10 protein-coding genes and 1 pseudogene are annotated in these 13,226 nt (G+C 68.2%); 8 read left to right on the forward strand and 3 right to left on the reverse strand.

Features of this window, described 5'->3' with window-relative positions; genetic code table 11:
• The first annotated feature begins 9 nt into the window (after window positions 1-9).
• The 8 genes from BM066_RS22980 to BM066_RS23015 all read left to right on the forward strand — a co-directional run bounded on the left by BM066_RS22980 (window position 10) and on the right by BM066_RS23015 (window position 9,541).
• The gene (locus BM066_RS22980; protein ID WP_018061652.1) at window positions 10-966 is read left to right on the forward strand and encodes a formylglycine-generating enzyme family protein; all 957 of its coding nucleotides are present in this window, start codon (window positions 10-12) and stop codon (window positions 964-966) included.
• 461 nt (window positions 967-1,427) lie between these two features.
• Window positions 1,428-1,754 carry a helix-turn-helix domain-containing protein gene (locus tag BM066_RS22985; RefSeq protein WP_018061653.1) on the forward strand — a complete coding sequence of 109 codons (327 nt, stop codon included), beginning with the start codon at window positions 1,428-1,430 and terminating at the stop codon, window positions 1,752-1,754.
• A 38-nt stretch (window positions 1,755-1,792) separates the two neighbouring features.
• Entirely contained in the window at window positions 1,793-3,031 is a 1,239-nt protein-coding gene (locus BM066_RS27170) for a calcium-binding protein (protein WP_143093789.1), read from the forward strand.
• Between the two features lie 262 nt (window positions 3,032-3,293).
• Window positions 3,294-4,445, forward strand: coding sequence for a glycosyltransferase (locus BM066_RS22995; RefSeq protein WP_018061655.1), 1,152 nt, complete (start codon window positions 3,294-3,296; stop codon window positions 4,443-4,445).
• Window positions 4,442-5,947: a hypothetical protein gene (locus tag BM066_RS23000; RefSeq protein WP_018061656.1), complete on the forward strand. Its 1,506-nt coding sequence runs from the start codon at window positions 4,442-4,444 to the stop codon at window positions 5,945-5,947. Before BM066_RS22995 ends, BM066_RS23000 begins: the two co-directional genes overlap by 4 nt.
• Window positions 5,948-6,213: 266 nt before the next feature.
• Entirely contained in the window at window positions 6,214-7,434 is a 1,221-nt protein-coding gene (locus tag BM066_RS23005; RefSeq protein ID WP_018061657.1) for a hypothetical protein, read from the forward strand.
• The gene (locus BM066_RS23010) at window positions 7,434-8,555 is read left to right on the forward strand and encodes a glycosyltransferase family 4 protein (RefSeq protein ID WP_089930568.1); all 1,122 of its coding nucleotides are present in this window, start codon (window positions 7,434-7,436) and stop codon (window positions 8,553-8,555) included. Before BM066_RS23005 ends, BM066_RS23010 begins: the two co-directional genes overlap by 1 nt.
• A complete protein-coding gene (locus BM066_RS23015; protein ID WP_089930570.1) occupies window positions 8,552-9,541 on the forward strand; it encodes a purple acid phosphatase family protein in 990 nt (329 codons plus the stop codon). Before BM066_RS23010 ends, BM066_RS23015 begins: the two co-directional genes overlap by 4 nt.
• 208 nt (window positions 9,542-9,749) lie before the next feature.
• On the opposite strand, the gene BM066_RS23020 is transcribed toward BM066_RS23015, so the two are convergent.
• The 3 genes and pseudogenes from BM066_RS23020 to BM066_RS23030 all read right to left on the reverse strand — a co-directional run.
• Window positions 9,750-10,451 carry a VIT1/CCC1 transporter family protein gene (locus BM066_RS23020; RefSeq protein ID WP_089930572.1) on the reverse strand — a complete coding sequence of 234 codons (702 nt, stop codon included), beginning with the start codon at window positions 10,449-10,451 and terminating at the stop codon, window positions 9,750-9,752.
• Window positions 10,452-10,485: 34 nt separating this feature from the next.
• Window positions 10,486-12,900: a TonB-dependent receptor gene (locus BM066_RS23025; RefSeq protein WP_089930575.1), complete on the reverse strand. Its 2,415-nt coding sequence runs from the start codon at window positions 12,898-12,900 to the stop codon at window positions 10,486-10,488.
• Window positions 12,901-12,929: 29 nt separating this feature from the next.
• Window positions 12,930-13,226: pseudogene (locus tag BM066_RS23030) on the reverse strand (DUF4974 domain-containing protein); the annotation flags it as partial.

The raw sequence follows: 13,226 nt of genomic DNA on the forward strand, positions 1-13,226 counted from the left end.
GAGATCGTGATGGGCGTGGTCGTGGAGATGCGGGAGGCGCGGACGGCGGGCATGGTCCGGATCGAGGGGCGGGCCTTCGCCATGGGGTCGGCGGGTTTCTATCCCGAGGAGGCGCCGATCCGTCGCGTGTTGGTCGACAGCTTCTGGATCGACGAGACGCCGGTCACCAACCGGCAGTTCGCGGCCTTTGTTCGGGCCACCGGCTATGTCACCGACGCCGAGATCGCGCCGGACCCGCGCGACTATCCGGGCATGGCGCCCGAGATGGCCAGGGCCGGTTCGCTGGTCTTCCAACCACCGAAGGGACCCGTTTCACTGGACGCGCCGTTGTCGTGGTGGGCCTTCACCTTCGGCGCCAACTGGCGCAAGCCGTATGGCAAGGGCAGCTCCACCCTGAACCTGCAGGACCACCCGGTGGTTCACGTCTCGTATCGCGACGCGGAGGCCTATGCCGTCTGGGCCGGGAAGGTGCTGCCGACCGAGGCCGAGTGGGAACTGGCCGCGCGAGGCGGCCTGGAGGGCGTCGAATTCGCCTGGGGGGATGAGCTGGCCCCGGGGGGCAAGATGATGTGCAACTATTGGCAAGGCGCGTTTCCGCGGCAGAACCTGCGGCTGGACGGGTTCGAGCGGACCTCGCCGGTGCGGCGCTTCCCCGCCAACGGCTACGGCGTCCACGACATGATCGGCAATGTCTGGGAGTGGACCTCGGATTGGTGGTCGCTGCCGACGCCGAAGGCCCCCGGGTGCTGCCCGCCCAGCAATCCGCGCGGCGGAACCCCGGAGGCTAGCCTCGACCCTGGCCAGCCAAACGCGCCTATCCCGCGGAAGGTGCTGAAGGGCGGCTCGCACCTTTGCGCCGAGAACTACTGCCAGCGATACCGGCCGGCCGCTCGCATCCCTCAGACGGTGGAGAGCGCCACCAGCCATATCGGCTTCCGTTGCGTCTCGCGCTTCCCGTCAGGTTGACGGCGTCCGTTTGGACGTTCGACCGAACTCCACGCCCCTCTGGGCCCCTTGCCCGAGGGGCGTCTTTTTGGACTGAAGCCGCAGGGATCGGTCGACGCCGCCTCGGCCTGCCCGGGAGAGCGCGTCGAAGTCCGTTTCCGGCAGGCGCCTCAATGTCGGCGGATGGCGCAGCATCGCCATCCACACAGATGTCATGATCGGGTAGGGCAGAGTGGGAGCGGCCAAAGGGTCGCGTTGTGCGCAAGGCGCCGCCGGATCGGCCATCGATCGGCTGGGGGGAAGCTGATCACGGTGATCTTGGATCTGTGATCCGGCGGCTATTCATTTTATTGCATCTAGTTATAACTGAAGTCAATGTCAGATTGCTCGGGCGTGCGCCGGCATTGCGTGATAAAGCGTTGCATAATTACTGTTATCAAGGAGCGCCCGCCCAGCGGACGCCGCCAGACTTCAGGACCCGCATGTCTCGATCAGCTCCCGACGCCGCCAAGGTCGCGCAGACTAAAGTCCTAAGGCAAGAGGCTGGCCGCTGGCTCAAGGCGGCGCGGGAGCGCGCGGGCCTGACACAGGCCCAGCTCTCCGACGCGATCGGGCTGCGTTACTACACCTTTGTCTCGCAGGTGGAGAGCGGTGTCGGTCGCCTGCCGATCGAGACCCAAGCCGCCTGGGCCAAGGCGTTGCGCTTGGACGAAGCGGAGTTCGCCAAGACGCTGCTGGCTTATTATGAACCCGAGCTGCACCGGCTGCTGTTCGGCGCGGCTGCCTCGGCAAGCCAGGCGCGCGCCTAGACCGCGGCGAGCTTCCGGACGTGGGCACCATCCTTTCCTTGGCCGACTGGATCCGCGACAGCGGCCAATGGACCGCGACCGAGCGCGGCCGCCTCCAGGCGCTGACCGAACATTTTCCGGGCGGCGGCGACCTGGAGGTGGTGTTTGGCGCCACCGATGACGGCGCGCCGTGGTGCGCGGTGATGAATGGGGAGGGCGAGGTCCTCGTCCACGTCGCCCGCCTCGCCAACCAGTTCCTGGTGCACGTGGCCGGCGAGGAGGTGGTTTCGCGCGGCGACAACCTGCGCGACGCCCTGGGGCGCTGGCTGAGACCCGAGCCGGACCGCCCGGGCGTCGTGGTGCCGTTCGGCAGGCTGCGGAGCGGCGTGGACATAATGATCCTGGTCGCCGTCGTGGCCCTGCTGGAGGAGACGCTGCGCCATCACGCCGGGCAAGGGATGGACGGGGTCGCCTGGTCGATCGCAGACGCCCCGATCCTTGAGGCGAAGGCGCCGACAGAGCACCTGGCCCCGATCGCGCCCGAGACGGCGAGTCACGCCCTGCGGCATGGGCTTGGCGACAATGATGTTGGCGGTTCGGCCGAGCGGGCCGTCGCCGCGCTGACGCCGCCCCCGATCGAGGCGGATGTCTCGCCGCTTGCCGTTGCGCGACCCGCCGCGGTCGCTCCGGCCGCCGCGCCCGCCCAGGTTGCTCAGGAGCAGCAGACCATCTGGCGGCAGGCCCAGGGAGACACGCGGGCGGACGGACCAGCTGCGCTGTTAGTGCAGATCCATGGGACCAGCGGCGATGATGTTTTGATCGGCGGCGCGGAGGCGGAGCATCTGGTCGGCGGGGATGGCGACGACGTGCTGATCGGCGGCGGCGGACGCGACGTCCTCGAGGGCGGGGCGGGCGACGATTGGATCGTTCTGACGTCCGAGGCCCTCGCCTCCGGCGGCGGCGGAGCCGACACCTTCGTGATCAGCGCGCCGAAGGTGATGGATCATGCCGAGACCCTGCTAGGCACCATCCTCGACTACAGCACCCGCGAAGGCGACCGGCTGGTGACGGCCAAGGGCGAGGCCGTCGGCGCGCCGCCATCGAACGAACCTGTCGAAACGCCGAAGGACGCCCGTGGCGGCCAGAAGATCGAGGTCGATCTCGACGGTAACGGGCATATCGACGGCTATGTGCTCATCGCGCCTCAAGGCGACGCTGCGCCGGCCGAGCCCGGCTTTGACCCTTGCGTGATCGCTCCTTGCGAGAGCTGGTCGGGCTGGACAGACATTATAGGTTGAGGGAATCGTCGCCCGGTGCCTGCGACGAGGCGACGCCACGTCGCCATGTATAGTAAGAACTAGACAATCTAAAATTATTCGACATAGGGTTCGAGTGACGCCGCCCAGGGGTCACGCGCCCTCGCGAGGCGTGTGGTCCGTCCACCGATCAGGCCTGGGCTTTCACTCCTCAGGCGACGGCTCAGCCGGTCGCAACCCGGACCCGATCATGCTCTCACGCTCCCTCTCTGGCGCGCTCGTCGCGTCGCGCCGCGATGTTCCCATGGTGACGCCCCCGCCCGTTCCGAAGGTGTCGGTGGTCATCTGCACCCTCGACGAACACGAGGCGATCGGCGGGGTCCTGGATGACCTGATCGCCGACCTGGCCGGCGTTCGCCACGAGATCATCGTCGTCGATGATTCCCTTGATGACGCCACGGCCCAGGTCGTCCTCGGCCGGGCCCGCCGTCACCCCGCCGTTCGCCTGATCCGCCGCAACGGCGCCGGCGGTCTGGCCTCGGCTGCGATCGCGGGCTGGGACGCGGCGCGGGGCGAGACCCTCGCGATCATGGACGGCGATGGCCAGCATGACCCGCGGCTGATCCGGCGAATGCTGGAGCGGATGGCCCAGGTCCGCGCCGACGTCGTGGTGGCCAGCCGCTACCTGGACGACAACGGGTCAGGCCTTACGGGCCTGCGTCACTGGGGCAGCCGCGCCGGGGTGATGGCTTCGAGCCTGCTGCTGGGCCTGCGCCTGGCCGATCCGCTGAGCGGCTGTTTCGCCATGACCCGCGCCTGGTACGAAGCCGTCAGGCCGCGCCTGTCGGGCCTGGGGTTCAAGATCCTGATCGACGTGGTCGCCTCGACGCGACGTCGGCCGCGCCTGGAGCAGATGCCGACCGCCCTGCGCCCACGGGTCGGCGGGGTGTCGAAGTTGGACCTGCGGGTCGTGTTCGATCTTCTGGCGCTGCTGGTCGAGAAACGGACGGGCGGAGCTCTGTCGGCGCGCATGACCCAGTTCCTGTTCGTGGGCCTGACGGGCCTGCTGGTCCACTTGACGGTCCTGAGCACGGGACGGGTGCTGGGCGCGCCGTTCTGGCTGGGCCAGAGCAGCGCCATCTTCATGGCCATGAACTGGAACTTCATGCTCAACAATGGCCTGACGTTTCGAGATCATCGCCTGCGCGGCCGCGCGCTCTGGCAAGGCCTGCTGAGCTTCTACGTCGCCTGCCTGGGCGGCGCGGCCATCAGTGAAGCGGTCGGCGCGGCGCTGCATGCGCTGGGCGTCCCCTGGTTCGCGGCCGGCGTGGCCGGTGCGGTGGCGGGCGCATTCTGGAACTACCGCGCCGTGCAGCGCCTCACCTGGCGTCCGGCCAAGGCGGCGCGGCAGGCCGGAATGGTCCTGGCCGCCTGGACCGGGAGGATCATCCGATGAGCCGCTCGTTGCTGAAGCGATTGTCTACGCTCGACGAGCGCCGGCGCTGGGCCGTCGTGGGCCTGATCCTGTTGCTGGCCGCTTTCGCGATCCGGTGCGCGCAGTTCGGCAATCCGCTGATCCATGTCGACGAGAACTTCTATCTGCTGGTCGGCGATCGCATGCTTCACGGGGCCGTTCCGTATGTGGACATATGGGACCGCAAGCCCGTCGGCCTGTTCGTGCTGTTCGCCGCGATCCGGTTGCTGGGCGGGGACGGGATCGTCCAATACCAGGTCGTGGCGACCCTTTTCGCGGCCGGCACGGCTATGATCGTCGCCCGGATCGCCGCGCCGATGGCTGGGCTGAAGGCGGCGACCATCGCCGGCGTCATCTATCTGCTGCTGCTCGGTCTAGTCGGCGGATCTGGCGGGCAGGCTCCTGTCTTCTACAACCTGTTCGTCGCAGGCGCGGCCCTGGCGACTTTGACCGCCCTGACGTCGCGCGACGTGTCGGCCGAACGGATCCGGCGCGAGGGCGCCCTGGCCATGGGGCTGATCGGCCTGGCGATGCAGCTCAAATATACGGCGGTCTTCGAAGGGGTCTTCATGGGGCTGGCGCTGATGTGGGCCTCGTGGCGCGCCAACCCCTGGCCGGCCCGCCTGGCGGCCGACGCGGCGATCTGGATCGCCATCGCCATCGCCCCGACCCTGATCGCCTGGTACTGGTACGCCTGGATCGGCCACGCCGACGCCTTCGTCTACGCCAACTTCCTGTCGATCGGCGACCGTTCCGGCGCGCCGGCCGGGGAACTCGCGCGGCGGCTGGCCAAGGCCTGGAAGCTTCTTCACGTACCGGTCTTCGCCGTCGTCCTGGCAACCCTGTTGGAGCCGTGGCGGCGTTTTCCAAACGGCGCCGCGACGATGAAGTTCGCGCTGGCCTGGCTCGCGGCGGCGGTCGTCGGCTACTTGGCGTTCGGCACCTATTTCGATCACTACGCCTTGCCGCTGTTCGCGCCCTTGGCCGCGGCCTGCGCGCCGCTGTTCATCTATCGCCCCTACCGATTGGGACTGGTCGCCGCGGCTTTGATGTTGCTCTCCGGCGCGGTCGCCAACGGCCTGGTGGTCCGTAAGATGTGGCTCAAGCGCGGCCACCAGGCGGAAATGACCGCCATGGTCGAGGCGATCCGGCCTCGCCTGAAGGGCTGCCTCTACGTGTGGAACGGCGACCCGCTCCTCTACCACCTGACTGGCTCCTGCCTGCCCACGCGTTATCCGTTCGCGGGCCACCTGAACTTGCTGCGGGAGAACGGCGCGATCGGCGTCGATCAGGCCACGGAGGTGAAGCGGATTCTGGCCGGACGGCCCAGGGTCATCGTCGATCACGAGCCGGCGGCGCGCGACTTCAATTTCGAGGTCGTGGCCATCGTTCAGGCGGAACTGCGGCGGGCCTACAGGCCGGTGAAAGTGGTGCGGCTGCAGAGGACACGGCTGATCGTCTACGAGCGAATTCCCGGCCGCTAGGTTTACGTGATGTCTACGCGACGATGGCGCTGCGTAGGCGTCAAGTCGCTGTGAATTCAGCGCCGCTGCCTGTCAGCGCGCTTCAGGGGGTGTTGAGCAGATGACTGGTTCGTCGGCGTCGGAGAGGAGCCGTTGGTGCTGGTCCTTTCGGATCGACCCTCCGGGTTGGCGAGCGCGGGCTTGCACTGGCGGCGGTCTGAGCGTGGGCCATCTTGCGCATCGAAAGAAGTTTTGAGGGACCCCGAGGGGCATGGCGTCGTTGGGCCATGCGCATCGGATTTCTCTTCAATCACGATCAGATCCATCAGGTGGCCCACAGCCTGCCGATCGCACTGGCCCTGGCGCGCGGCGGCCTCGATTTCGAGATCGTGGTCGCCACCACCAATCGGCGGCTGACCGACGAGGTGATCCGGCTGGGCGGCGGCAGGATCGGCCACGACGTGCGCCTCGTCGAGCTTGGCCTGACCCGGCGCGCATCCAAGCTGCTCGCGGCCGCGACCGAGACGATGCTGCCGGCGACCAAGCTGCTGGTCTACGGCGACAACCTCGATTTCTTCCGGTCGCTCGACATCCTCGTGGTCGCCGAGAAGACCTCGCTGATCCTCAAGACCCGCCATGGCCTGCGCGACCTTCGGATCGTTCACACCCGCCACGGCGCCGGCGATCGGGCCATCGGGTTCGACAAGGCCAGCGCCGGCTTCGATCACGTGCTGGTTTCAGGCCGCAAGATCCGCGACCGGCTGATCCACGAGACCGGTCTCGATCCGGCTAGGATCTCGATCGTCGGCTATCCCAAGTTCGATCTGCCGCCGGCGCGGGGAACGACCCACCCGCTGCTCGACGACGGCCGACCGGTGGTGCTCTACAATCCGCATGTCTCGCCGCACCTGTCGTCTTGGTACCAGGTCGGTCGCCGGATACTGGACTGGTTCGTCGAGCACGACGACCACCACCTGATCTTCGCGCCGCATGTGATGCTGTTCGAGCGGCCTTTCGTGGCGACGATCGACAAGTTGCGGCTCGATCGCGCCGGACGGATCGAGGAGCGCTATCTGCGCGCGCCCAACATCCACATCGACCTGGGCAGCCGCCTCTCGACGACCATGGCCTACACCCAGCGCGCCGATCTCTATCTCGGCGACGTCAGCAGTCAGGTCTACGAGTTCTTGCTCAAACCCCGGCCGTGCGCCTTCCTCAACAGTCACCGCTTCGCCTGGCGCGGCGACCCCAACTTCGCCCATTGGTGCGCCGGCCCGGTGATCGAGGACGTTGGCGGCCTGGATGCGGCCATGGCTCGATCCCGTCACGAGCATGAAGCCGTCTGGCGGCCGATCCAGGAGGTCCTGTTCAGCCAGAGCTTCGACCTGACCGAACAACCCTCGGCCGAGCGGGCGGCCCGCGCGGTGGCGCGGTTCGCCGGACTGGCCTGGCCCGCTCCGCCAGCGGTCTTCGACGACGCGGCCCTAACCCGAACGGGGACGTACTGATGCGAATTTTTTACGTGATCAACTCCCTCGAGGGCGGCGGGGCGGCGTTGCCGATCCCCGCCGTGGCCAGGGTGTTAGCGGCCCAGGGCGCGAAGGTCCAAATCTTGGCCCTGACCCGGCGCGACGGCCGGGCGCTGCAGCCGATGGTCAGGGAAGGCCTGGACGTTCGCGTCCGCCCCGGCGGCGAGAAGGATCATCTCGACGCGCTGGCCTGGCTGGACCGGATTGTCGCCGACGAGCGGCCCGACCTGCTATGGACCTCGCTGACCCGCGCCACACTGCTGGGCCAGATCGTCGGTCTTCGCCGCGGCGTGCCGGTCGTCAGCTGGCAGCACAACGCCTTCCTGAAGCCGGCGAACCGCCTGCTGCTGCGCGCGACGCGGCGGCTCTCGAGCCTCTGGATCGGCGACTCCCACAGCGTCACGGCCCTGACGGCCTCGCGCCTGAAGGTAAAGGCCGATCGTCTGGCCACCTGGCCCCTGTTCGCCGCGGATCCGGCCGCGCCCCAGGCCAGGCCTTGGCGGCCCGGCGAGACGTTGCAGCTCGGCGCGCTCGGACGCTTGCATCCCGCCAAGGGCTATGACGTGTTGATCAAGGCCCTGGCGCATCTGCGCGCCGCGGGCTTCAGGTCTCCCACGCCCTTCGAGGTCCGGATCGCCGGGGAGGGCGCTCAACGGGAACGGCTGCAGGCCATGATCGACCAGGCCGGTCTGGACAACGTCTTCCTCACCGGGTTCTGCGATGCGCCGCGCGAGTTCCTGGCCGGGCTGCACCTGTATCTTCAGCCGTCGCGGCGCGAGGGTCTGTGTATCGCGGCGCACGAGGCGATGCAGGCCGGCTTGCCGACCCTGGTGACCGCCGTGGGCGAGATGCCCTACAGCGTCGTGGACGGCTTGATGGGGCGGGTCGTGCCGCCCTGCGACGCTGAAGAGCTGGCCAAGGCGCTGAAGTGGTTTCTGCGTTCGCCCTTCAAGCTGGCGAGAATGGGCGAGGTCGCGCGATCGCGGGTGCTGGACCGGTTCGGCCAGGCGCGCTTCGCCGCCACGGGAGCCGAAATCTTCGCCCAGCTTCCTGTCCGGCGCGACGCCGTGTTTACAGTTGCCGCGAGCCCGGCCGCGTGAAACGTCCCGCCAGGTCGTCATCAAGGCGAGAGGGCTCGACGCCTCCATCGCGGTTTCACCGGCGCGGGCTGCTGCAGGGGTTGGCCGCCAGCGCCGCCTGGCCCACAGGCGTTTTCGCGGCGGCCGACCACGAGGTGCTCAACTTCGTCGCCTTTGGCGATTGGGGGCGGAAAGGCCAGCGATCGCAAGGCGTTGTGGCTGAAGCCATGGGCGCCGCCGCGGCGGAGATCGCCAGTCGGTTCGTCATCTCGGCGGGCGACAACTTCTATCCAGCGGGCGTCCAGTCGGTGACCGATCCCCATTGGCGGCGCTCGTTCGAGGAGGTCTATACGGCGCCGGCCCTGCAGACCCCCTGGTATGCCGCGCTCGGAAACCACGACTATCGCGGCGTTGCCCAGGCCCAGATCGACTACACTCGCCTTAGTTCCCGCTGGCGAATGCCCAGTCGGTATTACAAGGTCGCCGGTCAGGCTCTGGGGGTGAGCCTCCTGGATATCTTCGTGATCGACACCTCGCCCCTGGTCGATCGCGGCAATTATGACGAGATGCTGCAGCAGTTGGCGCACGGGCATCTGGAGGCCTATGACGGCGCTCGTCAAATCGCCTGGCTCGAGAATGAACTCCGCCGATCGACCGCGCCGTGGAAGATCGTGGTGGGGCACCACCCGGTCTATTCGGGAGACCACGGCGACTCCGCCGCGCTGGTCGCCCAGGTAGCGCCGCTGCTCGAAACCCATGGCGTTCAAGTCTACATCAACGGCCACGACCACAATTTGCAGCACATCCGGCGCGGCCGCGTCGATTACGTCTGCGCCGGCGCGGGATCGGACGCCGTCGGCAGCGTGACGCCGGTGAAGGGCACTCGCTACTGCCTGTCTCGACCAGGCTTTGCGATGTTCGGCCTCGACCGCGAAACGCTTCGGTTGGAATTCCGCGATCTCACGGGGCGCACGCTCTATCAGACGCGGAGGCGACGCGTCGATTGATCCTAGAGCGGGAAATCCAGCGATTCAGCTCGAAGCCGTCGCCGCCATCGCGGTCATCAAGAGAGATTAGATGCCTGGCGCCGATCGTGACGCCGCCAGCGAGGTTCCAGCGGTGACCCTGGGCTTTTGGGCCATCAAGATCTTGTCTCTGAAGAGGCTCTGCTCAATCTCACGGCCCGGTTCATCGGTCCCCGACGCCGTGCTGGTGCTAAATGATCGTGCCGACCAACCGGCCGATGCCGGCCGTGACGATCATGGCCAGCGCGCCCCAGAAGGTGACCCTCGCCGCGGCGCGCCAGGGCGGCGCTCCACCAGTTTTCGCCCCGGCCACGCCGAGCAGCGCCAGGCAGGCTAGCGCCACCAGCACCACGCTGGGCACGATCGCCTGGCTCGGCGCCAGAGCGGCGACGAACAAGGGCGCGGCCGCCCCGACCGTGAAGCTGGCCGCCGAGGCCAGGGCGGCCTGCACCGGCCGCGCCGTCGTCGCCAGCGAGATGCCCAGTTCGTCGCGGGCGTGGGCGTCCAGCGCGTCCTTGGCCATCAGTTGCTGGGCCACGACCTTGGCGGTCTCAGGCTCGAGACCGCGCTGGACATAGATCCGGGCGAGTTCGGCGTGCTCGGCCTCGCCGTCGTTCTTCAGCTCCTTGGTCTCGCGGGCGATGTCGGCCTTTTCGGTGTCGGATTGCGAGCTGACCGAGACATATTCCCCGGCCGCCATCGACATGGCGCCGGCCACCAGGGCGGCCACCCCCGCGACCAGCACCTCGCTGGACTTTGCCGAGGCGGCGGCGACGCCGACGATCAGGCTGGCGGTCGAGACCAGGCCATCGTTGGCGCCCAGGACCGCGGCGCGCAGCCAGCCGATCCGCGAGACCATGTGGGCTTCGGCATGGCGAAAGGACCTGGGCATGGCGATGTTCTCCATGGATGCGGCGACCCGCCGCCTAGTAGGCGACGCGGACGCTGAGGGAGAGGGTGCGGGGGCGGAGCGGAGTCACCTGGTCGGTCGATCTTAGCGAGAAGGGATTGCCATAGGCGAAGGTGTCGCTCCGCGCGTTCGTCGGATTGTCCAGCGCTAGCGTCGCGCGCCAGCGTGGCGTGGAGAGGCCAATGGCCAGGCGGCCGGTCGCATAGTCGCCCATCAAGGGCGCGGTCGCGGCGTCGAAGGTGAGGTGGGAGTGGCCGACATAGGCGTAGCGACCATCGAGTTCCAAGGTCATGTCCGAGCCTAGCGGCCGGTCATAGTGCGCCGTCACGCCGCCGGCGCGATGGGGCACGCCGGCCAGGCTTACGTCCTTGCGGACGGGAAAGGCGGGATTGGCCTTCTCCAGTTCGGGCGTGTTGAACAACAGGTTGGCGCCCAACTGCAGCCCAGCCACGCGATAGCTGCCTTCGAACTCCAGACCCAGGTTGCGTCCGTCGCCAATATTGGCGGTGAAGGGCAGGCCCGAGGGCAGCAGCTGGTCGCTCTGGATGTCCTTCCAGTTGACCTGGAAGGCCGAGGCCCGCAGACGCAAACGGCCGTCGAGCAACGAGACCTTGCCGCCAGCCTCCAGGCTCCACAGCTCGTCGCCGTCATAACGGCGACGTGGTTCGATCTCATCGCTGGGCGAAAACACCTGACCGGGCGGTCCGGTGGTGTTGAACCCGCCGGCCCTGTAGCCTTCGGCCGCCTGAACATAGATCATGGCGCTGGGCGACGGGGCATAGGCCAGCACCAGCTTGGGCGCGAAGCCCGAGCTTTCCAGCGCGCCGGAAAACGGCGCGGTCGGGCCGGCCAGGGTCGTGGACCGGCTGGTCACCCGCGTCTTGGACTTGAACAGCCGGCCGCCCAGCGTGGCGCTGAGGGATCGGCCGATCGGCAAGGTCGCCTCGCCATAGAGCGCCGCCTCGTTCAGCGTGTCGCGCCGCGTCTCCGCGAAGGCCTGGACGGGGGCGTCGGCCAGGCGCGTCAGCGCCAGGTCGATGTCCTGATGAGTTCTCGCCAGGAAGGCGCCGACCAGCCATTGCACCCGGGCGTTTTCCGGCGAGGCCAGGGCACCCTCGGTTACCACGCTGTGGGTGCGGTCGTCGTCGTCATAGGCGGCGGGGCCCGGCGCCAAGGCGATGGGCGGCGCCGAGCTGGCGTCGTACCGGCTCATGATGTCGTGATCGACCGCCGAGATCGTCCACCGCGCTTGGATCCCCCTGATCTCGCCCTTCAGGTTGAGGTGCGCCTCGGCGAAGTCGTTGTCGTGCGGCTCGCGCACTTGGTTGCGGCGGGTGTAGGGCGGCTCGGTCGTCAGGGCGTATTGGGTGTCGTTGGAATTGATGAACTGGGCGGCCCCGCCGCCGATCAGGGTCCAGCCACCGCCCAGGTCGACCTTCACGTTCAGGCGGCCGCCCGAGCGAAGGGCGCGGTTGGCGTTCTTCAGGCCAAGGCCGGCGTCGTCGATATAGCCGCCTTGCTGGTCGCGGTAGAGGACGGCGCGAACCGCCCCCCGGCCGTTGAAGACCGGCAGATTGACCATGCCGGACAGGCCGTTCGAGCCGTCGCCGCCTTGCGTCGCGCCGACATTGCCCGCGATCCAGGCCTCGAAGCGATCGGGGGTCGGCGGTTCGGTGACCAAATGCAGAACCCCGCCCAGCGAGCCGGAGCCATAAAGCGCGCCCTGCGGTCCGCGCAGCACCTCGACTTGGGCCATGTCGATTAACAGCAGATCCGGGTCCGGAGCGTTGTAGGTCAGCCGGGTGTCGTCGAGATAGAGGCCGACCATCGACTGGGTGCTGCCGGTCAGCGGCCCGTCCGACAGGCCGCGCAGCATGATCTTGTCGCGGCCGGGACCCAGGTTGGTCACCGTCATGGCCGGTACCGCGTACGTCAGGTCGTTGGCGTCGCGCAGGCCTTGTCCGGCGATCACCGAGCGCTCGGCCGCGCTGACGGCGTAGGCCAGGCGGTCGGCCGGGGTCGGGCGGCGCGTGGCGACCACGACCAGTTCGTCGAGCGCGGCGGACGGACGGGGCTCCGCCCGGGCGACCGTTCGGGTTACGGGCTTGGCGACAGGCAGCCTGACGATCTCAACGGCGTCGGCGTCGATCATCCGAAAGCCGCATCCGGTGCCCGCCAGCATCCTGGCCAGGCCGCCCTGGAGGGTGAAGCGCCCCCGCACGGGCCGGCTGGTCGGGGCGCAGCCGGCGGCGGCCTGGGTGCTGATCGAGACGCCGGCCTGGACCGCCAGATCGACCAGCGCCGTCTTCAGGGGCTTGCTGGGAATATCGAAGCTCAGGCGAGGCTGGGCCGCCGAGGCGCAGCCGCCCCATCCGGCCACGCACGCGAAGCTGGAAGCCAGCGCCCAGCGCCGCCATGCGTCAGCTCGCAACGAAACGCCCTCCAACCTCCAGGACGGCGCTACCGTAGTTCGATTTGTCGGTCGGTGCGATGCACCGACAGCGAGAAATAGCCGGCCAGCCGTTTGACCACCAGATCCTGGTCCCCCAGCTCCAGCACGCCCGAGAAGCGTTTGCCGGCCAGGGCGGGTGAAATCCTGATCGGCGTCGGATAGCGGCGGTTGAGATAGGCGACCATATCGCCCAGGGTTTCGTCGTCGCAGACCATCCGGCCTTGGGTCCAGGCGAAGGCGAGACCGGGATCGGTGGAAGTCTGGACCGATCGGGGCGCGCCTTCGACATGGCTCAGGCTCTGGCC

The sequence above is a fragment of the Caulobacter sp. UNC279MFTsu5.1 genome, from assembly GCF_900114015.1.
In the GTDB taxonomy this organism is placed as follows: domain Bacteria; phylum Pseudomonadota; class Alphaproteobacteria; order Caulobacterales; family Caulobacteraceae; genus Caulobacter.